We start from the raw sequence: 18,773 nt of genomic DNA, 5'->3' as shown, positions 1-18,773 counted from the left end.
AGCAGCATGAACTTTCTGGTGACAGGGGGTGCCGGCTTCATCGGCTCAGCCGTGTGCCGGCATTTGTGCGCCAATCCAGCCCACCGCGTGACAAATCTCGACAAGCTGACCTATGCCGGGAACCTCGCCTCGCTGCGGTCGATCGAGAACGCGCACAATTACAGATTCGAACACGCCGACATCTGTGACGACAGAACGATCCTCGAGGTGCTGCATCGCGACGACATCGACATCGTCATGCATCTTGCCGCCGAGAGCCATGTCGACCGTTCAATTGATGGGCCGGGAGCATTCATCGAGACCAATATCGTCGGCACCTACCGAATGCTCAATTCGGCTCTGGACTATTGGCGCGGGCTTCCCGAGGCGAAGAAAGATCAGTTTCGCTTTCATCATGTCTCGACCGACGAAGTGTTCGGCGACCTGCCCTTCAACAGCGGCATCTTCACCGAACAGACGCCCTATGCGCCATCTTCGCCCTATTCGGCGTCGAAGGCCGCGTCCGATCATTTGGTCCGCGCATGGCACGACACCTACGGCCTGCCGGTCGTTCTGTCGAACTGTTCCAACAACTACGGCCCGTTCCATTTCCCTGAAAAGCTGATCCCGCTTGTCATTTTGAACGCGCTCGACGAGAAGCCGTTGCCGGTCTATGGCGCCGGCGCGAATGTGCGCGACTGGCTTTTTGTCGAGGACCATGCGCGCGCTCTGGCCGTGGTTGCGACACGCGGCGCGGTCGGCGAGAGCTACAATGTCGGCGGCGCCTCGGAACGCACCAATCTGGCGGTGGTCGAGGCGATCTGCGACAGTCTCGACAACAAGCGGCCACGCTCCGCCGGCCGGCGCTATCGCGATCTCATCACCTTCGTCACCGACCGCCCGGGCCATGACCGGCGCTACGCGATCGACGCCTCGAAGATCGAACGCGATCTCGGCTGGAAACCGCGCGAGAGCTTCGAAAGCGGCCTCGCCAGAACGGTCGACTGGTATCTTCAGAACGAGTGGTGGTGGGGGCCGATCCGCCGCGAGCGCTACGCCGGCGAACGGCTCGGCGAAGCGCGAAAGGGTGCCGCGTGAGGCTGGTCGTCACCGGACGCGAGGGCCAGGTCGCAAGAAGCCTCGTCGAGCGTGCGCACGCGCGCCCAGACTTCGAGGTTGTCGTCCTCGGCAGACCTGAACTCGACCTGGCGAAGCCGGAGACCATCGCACCGGCGCTGGCCATTGCCCGCCCCGACCTCGTCGTGTCCGCCGCCGCCTACACCGCGGTCGATCAGGCCGAGGACGAACCGGACCTCGCCTTTGCCGTCAACGGCGCCGGCGCCGGTCATGTCGCCGAAGCCACGGCAAGGATCGGTAAGCCGGTGATCCATCTGTCGACCGACTATATCTTCGACGGAGGCGGCGAGCGGGCTTACACTGAGAATGACAAACCCGCTCCGCGCAGCGTCTACGGCGCCTCGAAACTCGCCGGCGAGCACGCGGTCGCCAAGGCCAACCCGCGTCACCTCATCCTGCGCACGGCATGGGTCTACAGCCCGTTCGGCAGGAATTTCGTCAAGACGATGTTGAGGCTGGCAACTGATCGCGACGAGATAGCAGTGGTGGCCGACCAGTGGGGAAACCCCACTTCCGCCCTTGATATTGCCGACGCGATCTTGCATTTGGCGGCGATGCTGTATGGCAACAAGGGTTTTGCTTCCTTCGGCGTCTATCATTTTGCGGGAACCGGCGAGACCAGCTGGAGCGGCTTTGCCCGCCATATCCTGGACACAAGCCAGGCGTTTGGTGGCCCCTATGCGCGGGTACGGGATATCGCCACTGTGGATTATCCGACCAAGGCGCAGCGCCCCCGAAATTCGCGGCTTTCGACAGAGAAATTTAGGTCCGTGTTTGGATGGACGGCGCCCGATTGGCCGGGGGCGACGAGCCGAGTTGTCGAACAACTGCTTACAAGGCGCATTTCAAATGGATGATTCATTGACGCCGCGCGACCGCCGGAAGGCAGCCTTGCACGAAATACACCGTGACCGACTAAGTCCGATTCTGGATGACGGACTTGCTCCCCTTTTTTGGTCGCCTGCCTCGCTTGATCGTACAAGCGCCTGGTTCGGGCACGTCCCCTTCGCGCAGTGGCTGGTCAATGCCACACACCCCAATGTCTTGGTGGAATTGGGTACTCACGCTGGCGTCTCTTATTCGGCGTTCTGTTCGACGGTCGCACGCGGAAATCTGAACACTCGTTGTTTCGCTGTCGATACGTGGAAGGGGGATGATCACGCAGGTCATTACCCAGAACAGATTTACGTGGGTTTTTCACGGTTTAATGAGGCGAATTATGGTAGCTTCTCGACCCTGTTACGCAAAACTTTCGATGATGCGGTAGAGCATTTCGCCGACGGGACGATTGATCTTTTGCATATTGATGGTTTCCACACCTATGCGGCAGGTAGCCACGATTTCAATAAATGGAAGCCGAAACTCTCCGACCGTGCCATCGTTTTGTTTCACGACACCAACGAATACAAGGACGGCTTCGGAATCTGGCGGCTTTGGCAAGAATTAAAGCAACAGTTTCCAACCTTCGAGTTTCTCCACAGCCATGGGTTAGGCGTCCTTTGTTTCGGCAATCATGCCCACCCAGCTGCGATGGAACTCTGCAATCTCGATCACGAAAGTGCCAACAAACTGCGGGAGCGCTTTCAAATCATTGGAGACAGGTGGACCCTAGACGCGCGATTGCAGCGCCAATCAGCCGAGATCGAGGCTCGACTTGGTAAGCAAGCTAAAGAGGAAGCTTCTGTTCAAAAGCGGCAGGAAACGACAGCGATAGAGCGCGCCGATTTGCTCCAAGCTAATGAGGGACTCAAGTCTGAACTTGAGTCCCTCGCGCGCCTCAGAGACGAGGAAGCTCGTGGTTCCGCTGCTCGAATTGCGTCCCTGGAAGAGGAAGCAGGCCGCAGAGACGAAGCAGCCCGTGGTTCCGCTGCCCGCATTGCGTCCCTAGAAGAGGAAGCAGGCCGCAGAGACGAAGAAGCCCGCCATTCGGCTGCTCGCATTGCTTCCCTGGAACAAGAAAAGATAGCCCTGCTTTCGTCGACTTCCTGGCGCGTCACAGCTCCGGTCCGTGCCGTGAAGCGGATGGCTATTAGCAGAGGCTATCTCCGCAGGTTGGCCGTCAATCTCAGTCGAGGTGTTTATGAGCGATTGAAGCTCGGCAGGTTCATTGATCGGCCAATTGCAGGCGCGCCGATCCGTGCTGCCCGGCAGATCGTCATCAAGGCCGAACCTCCTGCGGTCTCGCTCACCGTTGGTCCGTCCGCCTTGCCCAATCCGTCCACACTTTTTGCCGCCGCCCAGTCATCTACTTTCACAGCGCAGCCGCGAGCATTGAGCAAGCATCGCTTGGAAATCCGCGCTCTACTGGAAAAGTCGCTGGATCGCGCGATTGGAGACCCTTCGGAAGCGGCAGTCGCTTATGCACAGAACCTCGTAGCCAAGAGCAGTTGGCAGCCGAAAATTAGCGTCGTGATGCCAACGTGGAACCGCGAACTGACCGTTATCAATGCTCTGCGGTCAGCGCTCGAACAGTCGTTGCCGCCGTTCGAAATTATTGTTTCCGATGACGGCAGTACTGACAAAACACTCGAAGCAATCGCTGCCAATTTCCCGCAACAGATGGCGAGCGGTCAGATCAAGATATTGAGTAACAAACATGGCGGAGTCAGTGCGGCTCGAAATGCCGCGCTAACTGCAACCACGGGTGACTTAATATCCTATCTCGACAGCGACAACGCATGGAGGCCGCATTTTCTTCTGCTGATGGCGACCGCCTTCATCGAGTCGGACGAAATGGAAATAGGCTATGCTGGGCTGCTCCAGGAAAATCTCGGTGACGGGCGCACGCTGATCAGAGGGCGTGACTTCGAGCGCACGCATTTGTTGCAGAGCAATTTCATCGACCTCAACGTGCTGGTCCATAAGCGCAAACTGTACCAGCAGTTCGGCGGCTTTCGTCGCGACCTTAAGCGATTGGTAGACTGGGATTTGATCATTCGCTACACGCAGACCTATTGGCCCTTTTATCTTCCGTTTATCGGTGTTGATTACAAGCTCAGTCCCAGTCTCAACAATATCACCAACACCCAGCCACTGCAGGAGAACTACAGCAAAGTTGCCTTGGCCAACCGGCCTGAGCGCATCAGTTTGGGGGTCGAGCCACTAAAACTGGCTTATTTCGTCTATGACTATCCGGCCTTGTCACAGACCTTTGTGCTGGCAGAGATTGGCGAGTTGTTGAAGCGTGGTATCGATCTAAAGGTATATTATTCCGTACGACCGGATATCATTGCCGAAGTGGATTTTGAGGTCGAATCCCACCAAGTGGCCAATGCGGACGAATTAGCGCGTCTATTTGTCCAGCACGATCGCAACATCTGCCACAGCCACTTTGCTTATCCGGGCGTGACGAATTTTGTCCGACCTGCCTGTCAGGTAACGGGCGTCTACTACACGTTCATGCCGCATGCGGTCGACATTTTCCATGAAAGCAACCGCAAAAGGTCCAAAGTCGGTGAACTCGGCGCTGATCCGCTCTGTCTCAAGGTCATGGTTTACGGCGATCACCATCGAAACTTTTTGGAAAGCCAGGGCGTACCTCGCGAAAAGATCGCCTATACGTTCCAAGCAGTGAACCTCTCCGAGTTCGAGAATGTCCGCGCCAATCGCCAGAACGCGGTCAAAAACTCCAAATTCAAAATCGTAGCGATCGGCCGGTTTATCGAAAAGAAGGGCTTCGGCGATCTCATCCGCGCCATGGGATTGTTGAATGGGTCCGACATAGAACTGGATCTCTACGGATACGGACCTCTCGAGGACGACCTGCGAAGCCTCGTCATGAGGCTTCAGCTGAACAATGTGAACTTTCGCGGCGTCGTGAAGGGGATCGACGCCCTTGCCGATGCTTATGCAAAGGCAGACATGCTCGCTGTTCCTTGCGTCGAGGCCAAGAACGGGGATATCGACGGTTTCCCAACGGTCATCCTGGAAGCCATGACTGCAGGCGTTCCAGTTTTGACAACGGCAGTTTCTGCAATTCCCGACTACGTCCGAGACGGCGTCGAGGGCATGGTCATACCTCCACACGACCCTCAAGCGATCGCCAGCGCTATAACCGCATTCCGTCAGTCCACGCTTGCACATAAATCAGCAATGCTGAGTCGAGCCATGGCCCTAGTCGAACGAATGGTAGGTGTCGAGAAGACCGTACAACGATTGCTGGATGTCTGGCTTGGCTACAAGGTAGATATCATTCTAGTGACCTTCAACAACAAGAAATACGAGAACAGACGGGAGACGTTGGAGATTCTAAGACGGGTCTTTGCGCATACGACTACGAACTTCCGCCTCACCGTTGTTGACAACAACAGCGATGAGGATTTTTGGAATGAGGTCGTCGCACAAGTTAAGGGGAGGCCGAATGTACAACTGATCCGGAAGCGCGAAAATGTATTCTGTGGACCGGCATCTAATATAGCGATCGCCCGCAGCGACGCGGAGTTCATTATCTACCTGTGCAGCAAGGAGGGGTTCATTAAGGAGCACGGCTGGGAGCGAACGCTCATCGATATGATGCGTAGGCAGCCAGACATCGGCCTCGGAGGTCATCTTTCCCACCTGCCAAAACACATTCTTGGTTCTGAATTCGCCAGGCACCCCGCCTTCCACCTCTTTAGGAACACAGAATTTGCCAAAGGCAACCCCTCACGGCGCTTCGGGCATATCCAAGGAGGAGCCAAAATCATTCGTCGGTCGATGTTTGAGACGGTCGGCGGCTATAATGATGCAACGCCACAAGACAATATGGATGTGGAACTCTCCTACTGTTTTGAGAGCCAGGGATTTAAGCTTTCCCATTTGGATGACGTCGCCTCCGTCACCCGCAAGACGCTGCCAGGTTTGGAAGCGATACTCGACGAGAAAACGATTGTGGCGCATCCTCTCGATGTCGAAAACGTCAAAACACGTTTGGATTCGCTCAAGAGTCCGGCGGGACGATTATGTAACATGTGCGGCGGAAGCTTCGCTGAATTCAAGGCATCGCCCGCCTACGGACCGGCAGTGCAATGTCCTGCGTGCGCTTCGTTGCCACTGGAACGTCTCGTTTATCGAGCGCTCGCGAACGCGCACTACATCTACCGGGGAGGAAATCTTGCTATCCTTGCTAAAACCAAGGCTCTGCCCCGAAAGACCTCGGGCCGAATGTTCAAGTCGGTAATCAATTTGGAAAATCAGGCCGACTTCATGCGCTCCATCCAAGCCACGGAGGGGCTTTCTTGTGTCGTCGTGGACTCGGACTTTGTTTCTGGAGACGAGAGGGAGTTCTGGACGCTCTTGGCTCGAAAGATCGATGCTAACGGTGAGGTCTTGGTGGTGGAACCGCATGAAGGCAGGTTGATTGCTGGACCCGGTGAGCTTGCTCGATTTTCAGAAGTGCTGGCAGAGCGCGCGATGACAAGCGAAGTAGCGTTCTTCGACATGACCAGCCAAAAGTCCGGCTACGATAAGCGGCGTCTGCGGCGCATCACCATTTCTGCTGTCGCAATCGCCCACGCCGCGGCGGTCTAAGAGTTTGGTATGCATGCTCGTCACGTCCTTGTAACTGGCGGTTCCGGCTTTCTTGGATCAAGTATTGTGCGAAGGCTGCTCGCGGCTGATGCCAGTGTGTTTGTCACCATTCTCGACCGGAAAATCCCAGCCACCGTGCTGGAAGAGTTTCCAGGGCGCATACGCCACGATGCGCGGTCAATCTCGGAATTTCTTGCCGCGCCAAGGGACTGGCAGTTCGAGACCATCATACATATGGCTTGGGCGTCGCACCCGGCGACGTCGATGAAATTTCCAGTTCAGGATCTGGATGCAAATGTCAGCCTCGGCATCCGGCTCCTCGAATCGTGCGCACGGCTGGGCGCACGGCGACTGATCTTCTCCTCAAGCGGCGGCACTGTCTATGGCGAGCTTAACTGCGAGCGAGCCAGTGAGAATCACCCAACCAATCCGGTCTCGATTTACGGCGCGGCAAAGCTTGCGTTCGAAAGCTACGGACGGGTGATCGGCCGTCGCGATGGGTTCGATGTTGTAAGCTTGCGCATCACAAATCCCTACGGTCCCTATCAACTACGCGGTGTTCCGGTGGGCAGCATCGCCAACTTCCTGCTCGCGGCGCGAGCGGATCGCCCGATCACATTGTTCGGAGACGGGTCGATTGTCCGAGACTATATCAGTGCTGACGACGTAGCGGAGGCTTTTTGCTTGGCGGCAAGAGTGCCCGATCTGGCGCCGGGTCCTTACAACATCTCGACTGGCATCGGCAGCAGCCTGTCTCAGATTATTGAATTGGTCGAACAGGTTTCGGGTAGGGGACTCATGGTTGACCGACAGCCCAATCGCGGCTTCGATGTGCCACGCAATGTGCTTGAATGGAACCTTTTTGGGTCGGCAACCGGATGGCGGCCCACCATATCGCTCGACAAGGGTGTCGCAACGATGTGGGATTTTTTGAAATGACATCCACTGACCACAAGTTAATTGGAACGACAACAAATGCGATGCAACATTTGCGGTCATCAAGCTTTTGGAGCCCAGGGGACACGCCAAAATGTAAGGTGTCTGAAATGTAGCTCGCTTGAGCGCACGCGTGCATTGAAGCTTCACCTCGACCGCATTGGTCTGCCAGAAAAAGGCGACCGAGTGCTTCACATAGCACCTGAGCCGATGATTTCAGGATTGTTGAAAGAAAAGGCCGGTGAAGGTTACAAGCCGGTTGATATTTTTCCAGATCTTTACAAACATGTTTCGGCCACGAAATTTGATTTATGCGTAGACGCAGAAAAACTTGAGCATGACTCGTACGACTACATAATTCATAGTCACGTTATGGAACACGTCCCATGTAACTGGACAATGGTGTTGTTATTTCTGCATCGCGCCTTGAAATATTCAGGGCATCACGTATTCTGTATGCCGATATTACAAGGATGTTATGAAGAATCGCTTTTTCCCCTTTCAGAAGACGAAGCGGTGCGCCGATTCGGTCAGAACGACCATGTGCGTCGCATAGGGGTTTCTGATCTAAATAAGACGCTAGGCATGATATTTAAAGGAGATTTAAGCAGGCATATTATTGGCTCCTGCTTTAGTGAGAACATACTGGATGAAGTAAACGTTCCTAGAAACCAACGGTGGACGTTAAACAGCTCGACGATTTTCGTCTTCGGCAAAGATGATGCTAGAGTCCGTGTATAGGGATCGAGACAAATCGTTCTCTCGACATTTATAGCGTGGATTTTGGAGGTCCTTCGTCGCCAACTAGCTTCCGCGGCCTGGTTTGTGCGGCGAACGTGGTTCAGCCGAGCCAACGGCGGGTTACGGCGTCAAGTTTGCGTGAGAACGCGAGCAAACGAGCAAAACCTGTTCCGCCACGGCGCGGCGTGGTCCATAGTGGTCTTACCGTCGGGCGTGCAAATCAAGGGGCTACGTCAGAGGGCCGTGCAGTGGTTGCGGTCGGTGTAGAAATGATCTGGTCGTATCCATGGCGTTTTAATCGACTGGCGAGAGAGTGGCGGGAACTCGCCAGGCCCGTCCCGTCAACGGGTCGGCTCCATCCTTTGCCGCAAAACGCCTCGATGGCCGTGCCTTTCAGATATCATCCAGTTTCGCCGGCCAACAGAAAGATCGCCGTCTACATCCATGCTTTCTGGGTCCCGGAAATGCTCGACGACATCGAGCGCGCACTTGAAAATATCCCATTTCCATTCGATCTGTATTTCACCACTGATACCCTTTCGAAGCTAGATCATATCAGCGCGAGGTTTGGCGGTGCGATGGCGATCATTACCAAGAACATCGGCCGCGACATCTACCCGAAGCTCTATGCTATGGGGCATCTGCATGATGGCTATGATTATGTTCTCCACATCCACACCAAGAAGTCGCAGCACAGGGATCAGCTGAAGGATTGGCGGCAGTTCCTTTGGGATCATCTTCTCGGTTCGCCCGAGATTGTCTGCAGCATTATCGATATTTTCGAGCAGTGTCCTGACGTTGGCATGGTGGCCCCCCAACACCTGCGATTCATCCGCGCATTTGTCAGGGGGGACGAGGAGTTCAAGGAAATTGCGGCACCGCTGGCTAGGAAGTTTGGCGTCGACGTCGGGAAACTGACAGAGATCGACTTCCCTTCCGGCTCGATGTTCTGGGCTCGGCCGAAGGCGCTGGAGCCCTTGTTGAGGCTTCATCTTAACCCTTCCGACTTTCCCGAAGAGAAAGGGCAGATTGCAGGCACAATTGCTCATGCAATAGAGCGGCTGTTTTTCGTCTCTTGTGAAGCCGCCGGTTTCAAATGGGTGAAGATAGCGGTTCCGAAGTGGCACTCCGTCAAGGTGCAGATACAGTCCGTATCTGACCCTGCCATCGTAAAAAGCTTCGTGTCGAGAAGGAACGTCTCGCTCTTGACCCGCGATTGCCTGTTCCGCAAGGCCCAGGCCAGAAGCCAGACTGCCAACCATCTTGACGCGCTTTATGATGATTCCTAAGCCAACTCCACCTTCCTTCAAACGGCTACGCCAGCTGCTCAAGAGCGTGTGGTCGAGAGGGTCGTCTGGGACGGTAGGTGCGCCACTTTCGAAGAGTGTTGCAGTTGAACAAGCGGCCGCCTATTGGAACAACGTTGGCACCGTTCCTCGCAAGCCTCGAACGCGCTGGTGGGAATCTAAGACGATTATTCGTCACATTAATGACAAGGTCTGCGGAGAGCCGGTTGACGGGCTGCATGCCGGTTTTCACAGGCTCTTGGCCAAAGAAATTGGATCAAAACCGGCCGCCAAAGCGGTGTCTGTAGGGGCCGGTACCGGGTTTAAGGAACGCGCGCTTCTAGTGAGTGGGGTGGTGCAAGAATTTCACCTATACGAGATCAGCTCTGAGCGCATCCGGACTGGAATTGAGCAGGCGCAAAAGGCGAACATTGCTGATCGAATGCACTTCTACCAGGCGGACGCCTTCGAAGCCTGCGCAGAGACAAATTTCGATCTCGTCTACTGGAACAATGCCCTCCATCACATGATGGACACAAGCCTTGCCGTTCGGTGGTCGAGAGACCGCTTAAAGGACGACGGCATTTTCGCGATGGACGACTTCATCGGGCCTTCGCGTTTTCAATGGACTGACACCGCTTTGGGATTCGCTCGCCAATATCGAGCATCATTACCGGCTTCCATGCTTTCCGATCCTCGTGATCCATCGAAGCCAGCCAAGCCAATCGAGCGCCCCACGGTGGAGTACATGCTCCGAATGGATCCATCAGAGGCCGCAGACAGCTCTTCGATCCTTCCTGCCCTTCACCGTACATTCTCGGCGCCGACGGTCGTTATGACCGGGGGCGCGATCTACCACGCCGCGCTAAATGATATTCTCGTCAATTTTGATGACGACGGAACAGAGTTGAAAGCCGCGCTTGCGCTTGATCATGCCCTATCGATGATGGGCGAAAACCACTACGCGGTCGCTATCGCACGCAAAACCAACCCCTAGTCTGGACAGAAAATCAAAATGAACTTCGCGGCAATGGCCGCCTTCATTGCACGGCGGCAGCCGCGGGGCTGACCTTGCCGAACCATTCTTCAGTCCCACAAAAGACTTTCAGGCGGGCCTGTTGCAACTCCAAGATCTTGTTACAGGTCTTCTCCAACAGCGCATGGTTGTGGCTCGCAAGTACCATAATCCCTGCCTTCTCGGTCATCTCGTTCATGCGCCGGCGCGCTTTTTCCTGAAAACTCGGATCGCCAGCGCCGATCCATTCATCCATCAGCAGGATCTCGGGTTCGAAGCTCGTGGCGATGGAGAAGGCCAGCCGCGCCGCCATGCCCTGGCTGTAGGATTTGAAGGGTAGGTCGATGAAATCGCCAAGCTCGCTGAATTCGATGATGTTGTCCATGCGTGCCCTGATTTCATCGGGATGCCAGCCGTTGATGAGGCCGCGCAATTCAATATTGCGCCGTCCGGTGGCCTCGGGGCGGAAGCCCAAGTTAATATTGAACAGAGCGTCGACCCGCCCGTCAATCGCGACCGTGCCGTTTGTCGGTTCGTAAATACCGTACAGCACCTTGAGGAGAGTGGTCTTGCCGGAGCCATTGGCGCCAACAAGACCGAGCCGATCACCAGCATCAAGTGAAAAGCTCACGCCATCGAGCGCCGTCACATGACGCGAACGGCCGTGTCCCTCGATGCGCCCGCCAGCTGGCAGCCGCCTGTCGCGTGCGGCCAGCGTCAGCTTCTGTCGCACCCTGTAGGCGAGGCTAAGGCTTTCAACGCGAATCGAAACCATCAGAGCGCGAACACGATCTTCTTGCGATAGCCGCCCAAAAGCAGCGCGGCCAAGACCCACAGCAAGAGGATAATTGTGGCGCAAATGCCGAAGGCGGCGATCGGGACTTCGGCGTTGATCACCGGCAGGCGCACGATCTCCAGGAAGTAGGTGAAGGGATTCCAGCGGTAGAACTCGCCACGAATGCCGTGGCCCGGGCCCGTCCAGAACACTGGCGTTAGAAACATGCCGATACGCATGAGGTTCTGCACGATGAAGCCCAAATCGGGGAAGAAGGCACCGGCTACCGCAAGCACCAGAATTGCCGCCGGCGTCGCCACAACAATCAAGCAGAGCGCCAGCCCCGACCAAATCCAGTCAACGGTGACCGACGTGCCGACGAGCAGCAGGATGGCGAGGCAGCCAACCAGCGCATAGCCCGCCCGGATGACCGATTGCATGGTCATTCGCATGACATAGACTGTGAGCGGCAGGGTGGTGCCCTTGATGAAGCTCTCCTCGCGGGTAAAGAGCGTGACGCTCTGGGTGAGCACTTCCATGAGATAGAGCCAGACGAACAGCCCTGTCGCCACATAGGCCGCAAAATGCGGCACCGAGCGATTGTCGCCAAAGATGACGACGAAGGTGCCGGCATAGGCAAGATAGTTGATCAGCAGCCAGACAGGACCGAGCGTCGTGCGCTTGTGCTGGTCGCCAATATCCTCATGGGCGAGAGCCATCCACACATTGCGCATTCTGAGGCCGCGGCCGATATCGGCAAGCGCGCTTCGTACCACCTTCAGCATCGTCTTCCCTGCAAAAGCTTGGCGCTCGTATCACAGTCTCTTCGTGATGCAAAGCGGTCGGTCATACGCCGATGAGCCTCAAAAATATCTGGCGATGATCCCAAATCCACGATATGCGATACAACGTGGTGGGCTAAGGGTGGCACTAGGAACAGGTGGCGGTGATGCGTGTATCTCGCGCCGCTTTAGTGTCCATATCCCAGGGCCTGGAGTTCAGTACTATTCAATGACACAGCATATAGAAGCCGTATTCGGACTTAAGCCGGACATACGGCGTTATTTAATCATGATCCAAGACGCAGTCATGGTCCTGATCGCGGTCGCGCTCAGTCTGGTTTTGTCGCGGTCCAACCTCTCTTTCCCCGCTTTTTCCTACGAGGGTCTGACCACCTGGGCGTGTATCGTCGTTTTCAGTCATTTGCTGTTCAGATCTTGTGGCCTGTACAATACGGTCTGGCGCTTCGCCTCGACCCCTGACTTTTTCAACATCTTAAAGAGCTGCGCGATTTTGACCGTTGCGCTCTATTGCGCCGCGGTCTCGTTCCGCCACTTCAAGCCGGTGACGGGCATCAACGAACGCCAGTTCATCGTCTTTTTCCTCGTGTCCTTCACGATCATTTCGGCGCCTCGGCTCTTCTACCGGTTTCTCCGTGACGGAGCGAGTTGGGGCATCATGAAGAGAGCCGCCGATAAGCGGTCGACCAAGCAAGCCCTTTTCGTTGGCAGCCTCGCCGAGGCCGATCTGATCATCCGCTTTACGCGCGCCGCGGAGTCGGGCGACTATTCCATCGCGGGCATCATGGCGATCGAGAACGATGCTCCGCTGCGCACCCGAATCCAGGGGGTTCCGGTAGTGGCAATCCGGCCCGGTTTGACTGAATTCCTGGACGACTACGCCGCGGGAACGAAAAGCCTCGACATGTTGATCTTCGGCAATGGAGCCGCACGAGAAATCGAGGAGTATGCCGAACTGGTCCGTGTCGCCCGGCACAACGGCATAGCCGTCCTGCAATTCTCCGGTTTCTCCGAGCTAGGGCAGGGAGGAAAGCTGGTTCTCGACGCCGTCGAGATGGAGACGATCCTACGCCGTCCAGCGGTACCTTCCGACATTGAACGCATTGGCGCTTTTGTCCACGCCAAGCGTGTCTTGGTGACGGGCGGCGCCGGTTCCATCGGGCGAACTCTGGTCAAACGGTCGCTGGAACTGGGCGCCGAGGCAGTTCTGGTTGCCGACCTCTCAGAGTTCGGAATTTTCCAGTTGAGCCAGTATATCGACGAGAAGGATCACCATCGTCTCAAGGCCCGCATCATCGACGTGGCGGACAGGCGGCAGATGACGCGAGTGATCAGCGAATTCAGACCCGACATCATCTTTCATGCCGCTGCGCTCAAGCACGTCCCCCTGCTCGAGGAAAACTGGGACTCGGCAATCCAGACGAATGTTTTCGGAACGCTCGTCTGTGCGGAAGTTGCCGCCAAGTGCGGGGTTCCGCAATTCGTGCTTGTCTCGAGTGACAAGGCAGTGGATCCGACGTCGGTGCTTGGAATGACAAAACGAGCCGCCGAGCAGATCGTCAGCGCCCTGCACGAAACGCATATGACCCCGCCAAACGGGCCTCGCGCCGGTGGGCTTCACTCCGGCACCAAGTTCATTGCTGTCCGGTTCGGCAACGTCTTTGGCAGCAACGGATCGGTGGCGACCATATTCCAGGCGCAGATCGAGGCCGGTGGGCCGCTCACCATTACGGATCAGCGCATGACGCGCTATTTCATGACCGTGGCCGAAGCCGTCGACCTCGTCATTATGTCGGGGGCCGATGCAGCGCAGCGACAGGGCCAGGACGACTATGCCGTCTATATGCTCGACATGGGCAAGCCGGTGCCCATCGTTGAAGTTGCCGAGACGATGATCCGCATGGCCGGAAAGAGTCCCTATACGGATATTCCCATCCGGTTTACCGGGATCAGGCCAGGCGAAAAACTTCATGAAGCGCTTCACGGTGACAATGAGGAGGTCGTCGAACTCAGCACCTCGAAGATTTTTGGCCTTCGGACCGATGTCCTGGAATGGCCGCGGGTTAAGGCCGCTCTCACGGCGCTGGAGACGGCGGTGAAGAACCAGGACAAGGCCTCGGCCCTTGCGGCGCTGGCCGGCTTTCACGAGGCGGAAAAATCACCAGGCGACACGTATCGGCAAACTAGTCCGAAAGCCATGGGACACGCTGGATGAAGCGAAAACTCCCATGATCGTTCCCAGGCGTTTGCAGGCGATACCACGCCAGTGAGCAAGGAAGATCAGCGTGTAGCCATATTGATGGGCACGAAGGACGGCGCGGCTTTCATTGAAGAACAGCTGAGCTCTCTGCTTGCGCAGTCGCATTCTGCCATCGACCTGTGGGTCTCCGACGATGGGTCGATCGACGGCACGACCGCCATCGTCGACGCATGGAAAACCCGCTGGGACAAGGGCCGCTTGACGCTGGTGGACGGGCCTCGCCAAGGCTTCGCCGCCAATTTTCGCTCGATGATCGTCGATCCGCGGATCGAGGCGGACTGCTACGCCTTTTGCGACCAGGACGACATCTGGGAGCCTGACAGGCTGGAGAGCGCGCTCTCCTGGATGCAGACGCTGGATGCAACCGTCCCGCTTATGTTTTGCTCCCGAACCGCGACCATGTCCGAAGCCGGAGCTATGATCGGCTGCTCGCCGCTGTTCCAGCGGCCGCCGTCCTTCCGCAACGCCCTCGTGCAAAGCATTGCCGGCGGCAACACGATTCTGCTCAACCGGGTGGCGCGCGACCTGCTGGCCAAGGCCTCGTCAAGGACGCATTTTGTCAGTCACGATTGGTGGGCCTATCTCATCGTGACGGGTGCAGGCGGCGTTGTTTGCTATGAGCCGCGGCCTCTGGTGCGCTATCGCCAGCATCAGGCGAATCTGGTCGGCGCCAATATTTCATGGCGGGCACGATTTTCCCGGCTCGAGCACTTGCTGAACGGCGGGTTTGCCCGTTGGATAGATGAAAATCTCAATGGCCTGGCTGCCAATCGGGATCTTCTCACCGCAGATGCAGCCGCTTGTCTCAACCTGTTCACACAGTCACGAAAAGGCAATGTTTTGAGCCGCTTGAGCCTGTTGCGCAGGAGTGGCGTCTATCGGCAGACACCTTTTGGAACATTCGGACTTTATCTGTCGGTCGTCGCGGGCCGGGTTTGATATGTTTACCCAAAAGCCTTCCCCCTGGTTTGACTCCGGGAGGCGCAACATGTCCGGAAAGATGCACTTGTTGTTGAGCAGGGAGCATTGTCGGCATCCATGAAGGCGGGGAGGCGAATCTTCGACCTGGTGGTGGCGGCGCTGCTGTTGCTGGTCACCTCGCCGGTCTTGTTGCTGGCCGGCCTGGCAATTCGGTTGTCGTCGCCCGGGCCGGCGCTCTTTTCTCAAACGCGGGTCGGTCGCGATGGCAGGCCTTTTCGCTGTCATAAGCTCAGAACGATGGTTCTGGGAACGCCTTCATTGCCGACACATGAAGCGCCGGCAAAATCAGTCACGACGGTCGGCAGGATCCTGCGGCGGTTCAAGCTTGATGAGTTGCCGCAACTCTGGAACGTACTGAAGGGCGAGATGAGCCTGGTCGGGCCGCGTCCATGCCTGCCCACGCAAACGGAGCTCATCGAACGTCGCAGGGAATTGGGCGTCTCGTCGCTGCTTCCGGGCATAACCGGCCTGGCCCAGATCCGGTCCATCGACATGTCCGATCCGGCGCTCTGCGCCGAAACCGATGCCGCCTATCTCAAGGCATCGTCGTTCGGTCTTGATCTCCGGATCTTGCTGGGAACCATCTATCGAGGTTGAGCAGGTCGAAGTTAATGCATGTCGCGCAAAGGTGCGCAGCGGTTTGCGATCACGACATGCACGAAGAAAGGAATCCAAAGCGCGTCGCCTGTACCCGTTCAAACGCGCCGCGCTTTGGAGCGCCGCGCTACTTCGCTCAGCCGTTGGAACGTGTCGGTTTCAGGCGACCAGCCCTCCGAAACGAGCAACGACGGATCGCATATCTGCGTCGCGCTCAAGCTGTCCCAGAATGTGCGTTTGCCCAGCAGCGACGCGACTGGTCGCATCAGGCCGGCAGGCAAGGCAATCAGGCGCCTCGGACGCCCTAAGCCTTGCCGAAAGGCTTCGATGATGGCCGCGATGGAAATTGGCGACAGATCGCTTGCGACGTGGACCGGGCGAAGCGGGCCTGGACGGGTCAGCAGGTGCAGGACCGCCCGCGCCGCCGCCTCGGACGATATCAGCGAACGGACGCCCCTCAGCGTGGCTGTGGGCAGCGGCAAGGCGGTATCGGCCAGGCGCATCAGCGTCGCCAGCGCTCCTCCCATGCCAGATCCGTAGACCTGCGGCAGGCGCAGCGCGGTGGCATCGCGACGGCCGGCCGATGCATAGGCATCCAGCATCCTCACCTCACCTTCACGTTTCGAACGCCCATAGGCGCATTGCGGGACAGGGGCCATGTCTTCGTCGATCGTTCCGCTGAAGTTGGCGCCGACCGCAGCCCGGATCGACGAGAGGTAAATCAGGCGTCCGCTGGTCTGTGCCGCTGCCGCACGTGCTAGTTGGCCGGTCAATTCGGCATTGGCATTCAGGTAATCCGCTTCGGCCGCATTGCCCGCGTCGTTGTTCAGCCCGGCGCAATGGACGACATGCGTGACGTCCTTCGCGATCGCCAGGAAGGCTTGCGCGGGCGCGTCGAAAGCCGGCAGCGGCACGACGTCGTATGCCGCGCCGGGCTGCGGGCGTCGGGAAGCGATCCGGACCTCGACCTGGGCATGGCGAAGCTGTCGCACGACAAGGCTCCCGATGAACCCCGTGGCGCCTGTCACCAACACCTTCATTGCTGTTGCCGAATCCCTATCAGGCTGCCGGCGTCACCGGCAGCGTTTGTTCTTCAGTTATCGGAAGGGTGCGTCCTGACGCAAGATAGGTGCCGGACACCAGGAAGATCATTAGCACCGAATCCAGAATATCATGCCCGACCAGAATGCCGACCATTCCACCTATAAGGTAGGTGATCACGACGATGACGATCATGGTGGCGCCAAACCGCTCGATTGGATCGGCACTGATGCGCAGCACTTTGGCGGCATTTCTGGCGGCAACGACAAAGATCGCCGCCAGCGCGACAGCTCCCAGGATTCCCGCCTCCACCAACACGGTCAGAAAGCCGTTGTGGAAGTGGCTGAAGCCTTTGTCCATGCCGAATTGGTCGTGGAAGCCCTGCTTTATCAGGCGCGAGGTCGCTCCCACCCCATGTCCAAAAAACGGCATCTCGCGAAATGCGTCAACACCGATTTGCCACATGGCGACGCGAAATCCCAAGGCGGTGTTGTGCTCGCCATGCGCCATGAGTGCATCCCAGTCGGAGCGGAGGAACTCGGCTCGATCCAATATGATGTGGAATCCAAGGGCAGCGATTGCGAGACCGACCGCGCCCGATACCAGCAACAGGCGACGAGCGTTCCTGCTCCTGAGATTCTGCCGGTGGATCAGCAATACGGCGATGCCTGCGATCAGCATCGCCAACCACATGATCCGCGAACCGGTATAGAGGATGGCGATTGTCCCGGCCAGCGCAGCGCAGACGAGAAGGCTGCGGTTCCTTTCGATGCCCGACAAGGCGCCAGCCATGCACACCATGACGCTGAGGCAGACGACCGTGGCGAATACGATCGGATTTCCGGCCGCGCCTTCGACCCTTAACATGCCGAGCCAATAATACTGGATGCCCGTCAGCAGCAATGCGCCGAAGCAGGCGGCCATGCTGCTGAGTATGATGATGCGCGCAAGGGTGGTTTTCTGCGAAATGCTCCAGACCGAGTAAGAGAAGGGGAAAAACAGGAAGGTGATCAGCGGCACAAGATGCGCCGCATCCCTCGCGATCGAGTTGTTGACGATCGAAGCAAGAATAATTGCCCCGCAATAGGCATAGATCGCTGCGGTAAGGGCGACCATGGGCTGATCGACATTGAAACGCCGTCTCTTCAGGGCAACCAGCAAGGTCGACCACAGACCGCCGCCATTGAACACGAAGCTGACCACCGATCCCAAAACCGGAGGAGAAAAGAAGCAAAGAATGGAAAAGTAGATATTGACCCGCGATGGTGTGAATTGCTGTTTTGTCGATGAAAGCCAGCTCAAGGTCTTAAGTCGCATTCTGCAGGGTCTTTGGGAATCTGGTTTGGCCGTCGCTGGTGCGATGATCTTCAGCACGTCGTGCACGTGATGCCACGCGCAGTGGCTGAACTCCGTGGACCGGTATAACGGCTGAGGATGATTTTCGATAGTCCGGCAGGGCGGACTGCCGTCAAAAATCGACAGTGTCGTTCATGCGTCAGTGCAGGCCCGGGACCGATTGACGCTCGTTCCGCCCATTCAGACATTTTTTTTCTCGGCCTACCAAGCTCGTCAACTCGGCGAGTAGGAATTTCCGAGTTCCGGGCCTTGAGTAGAAGATTCGTTCCCGAACCACTTTGCGGCAGGCCTGTCTTGCATTGTTATAAACAACGGCGATCTGCTAGAACGCCTGCACGAAACAAGATTGTCCAGAAGTGAG

At 57.1% G+C, this 18,773-nt stretch carries 14 protein-coding genes; 10 read left to right on the top strand and 4 right to left on the bottom strand.

Annotated elements, in window-relative coordinates; translation table 11 throughout:
- Nucleotides 1–6 precede the first annotated feature (6 nt).
- The 7 genes from rfbB to C9427_RS15300 all read left to right on the top strand — a co-directional run bounded on the left by rfbB (nt 7) and on the right by C9427_RS15300 (nt 10,584).
- Nucleotides 7–1,077, top strand: a complete 1,071-nt coding sequence (rfbB, locus tag C9427_RS15330) for a dTDP-glucose 4,6-dehydratase (RefSeq protein WP_107649971.1) — start codon at nt 7–9, stop codon at nt 1,075–1,077.
- Complete coding sequence (rfbD, locus tag C9427_RS15325; RefSeq protein ID WP_107649970.1) at nt 1,074–1,973, top strand: dTDP-4-dehydrorhamnose reductase; 900 nt, start codon at nt 1,074–1,076, stop codon at nt 1,971–1,973. Before rfbB ends, rfbD begins: the two co-directional genes overlap by 4 nt.
- Complete coding sequence (locus C9427_RS15320; protein ID WP_107649969.1) at nt 1,966–6,624, top strand: glycosyltransferase; 4,659 nt, start codon at nt 1,966–1,968, stop codon at nt 6,622–6,624. Before rfbD ends, C9427_RS15320 begins: the two co-directional genes overlap by 8 nt.
- A 9-nt stretch (nt 6,625–6,633) precedes the next feature.
- Nucleotides 6,634–7,563, top strand: a complete 930-nt coding sequence (locus C9427_RS15315; protein WP_107649968.1) for an NAD-dependent epimerase/dehydratase family protein — start codon at nt 6,634–6,636, stop codon at nt 7,561–7,563.
- 135 nt (nt 7,564–7,698) lie between these two features.
- The gene (locus C9427_RS15310; protein ID WP_167434362.1) at nt 7,699–8,301 is read left to right on the top strand and encodes a methyltransferase domain-containing protein; all 603 of its coding nucleotides are present in this window, start codon (nt 7,699–7,701) and stop codon (nt 8,299–8,301) included.
- Nucleotides 8,302–8,435: 134 nt separating this feature from the next.
- Complete coding sequence (locus C9427_RS15305; protein ID WP_146172547.1) at nt 8,436–9,590, top strand: rhamnan synthesis F family protein; 1,155 nt, start codon at nt 8,436–8,438, stop codon at nt 9,588–9,590.
- A complete protein-coding gene (locus C9427_RS15300; protein ID WP_107649965.1) occupies nt 9,577–10,584 on the top strand; it encodes a class I SAM-dependent methyltransferase in 1,008 nt (335 codons plus the stop codon). The genes C9427_RS15305 and C9427_RS15300 overlap by 14 nt, the downstream gene beginning before the upstream one ends.
- A gap of 43 nt (nt 10,585–10,627) precedes the next feature.
- Here C9427_RS15300 and C9427_RS15295 read toward each other — a convergent pair whose 3' ends face one another.
- The gene (locus C9427_RS15295) at nt 10,628–11,377 is read right to left on the bottom strand and encodes an ABC transporter ATP-binding protein (RefSeq protein WP_107649964.1); all 750 of its coding nucleotides are present in this window, start codon (nt 11,375–11,377) and stop codon (nt 10,628–10,630) included.
- Entirely contained in the window at nt 11,377–12,162 is a 786-nt protein-coding gene (locus C9427_RS15290) for an ABC transporter permease (RefSeq protein WP_167434361.1), read from the bottom strand. Before C9427_RS15290 ends, C9427_RS15295 begins: the two co-directional genes overlap by 1 nt.
- Nucleotides 12,163–12,388: 226 nt before the next feature.
- On the opposite strand from C9427_RS15290, the gene C9427_RS15285 reads away from it, so the two are divergent.
- The 3 genes from C9427_RS15285 to C9427_RS15275 all read left to right on the top strand — a co-directional run bounded on the left by C9427_RS15285 (nt 12,389) and on the right by C9427_RS15275 (nt 16,015).
- On the top strand, nt 12,389–14,392 hold the full coding sequence (locus C9427_RS15285) for a nucleoside-diphosphate sugar epimerase/dehydratase (RefSeq protein WP_167434360.1): 2,004 nt from the start codon (nt 12,389–12,391) through the stop codon (nt 14,390–14,392).
- A gap of 51 nt (nt 14,393–14,443) precedes the next feature.
- Nucleotides 14,444–15,376, top strand: a complete 933-nt coding sequence (locus C9427_RS15280; RefSeq protein WP_107649963.1) for a glycosyltransferase family 2 protein — start codon at nt 14,444–14,446, stop codon at nt 15,374–15,376.
- A gap of 99 nt (nt 15,377–15,475) precedes the next feature.
- Nucleotides 15,476–16,015 (top strand): sugar transferase, encoded by a 540-nt coding sequence (locus C9427_RS15275; RefSeq protein ID WP_107649962.1) that lies wholly within the window; start codon nt 15,476–15,478, stop codon nt 16,013–16,015.
- Between the two features lie 98 nt (nt 16,016–16,113).
- On the opposite strand, the gene C9427_RS15270 is transcribed toward C9427_RS15275, so the two are convergent.
- Both C9427_RS15270 and C9427_RS15265 read right to left on the bottom strand, forming a co-directional pair.
- Entirely contained in the window at nt 16,114–17,055 is a 942-nt protein-coding gene (locus tag C9427_RS15270; protein WP_107649961.1) for an NAD-dependent epimerase/dehydratase family protein, read from the bottom strand.
- Between the two features lie 19 nt (nt 17,056–17,074).
- Nucleotides 17,075–18,259, bottom strand: a complete 1,185-nt coding sequence (locus C9427_RS15265; protein WP_107650167.1) for an O-antigen ligase family protein — start codon at nt 18,257–18,259, stop codon at nt 17,075–17,077.
- Nucleotides 18,260–18,773: the final 514 nt, after the last annotated feature.

It is taken from the genome of Mesorhizobium helmanticense (assembly GCF_003034915.1).
Taxonomy (GTDB): Bacteria; Pseudomonadota; Alphaproteobacteria; order Rhizobiales; family Rhizobiaceae; genus Mesorhizobium; species Mesorhizobium helmanticense.
This window is presented reverse-complemented; position numbering and strand designations above follow the sequence as displayed.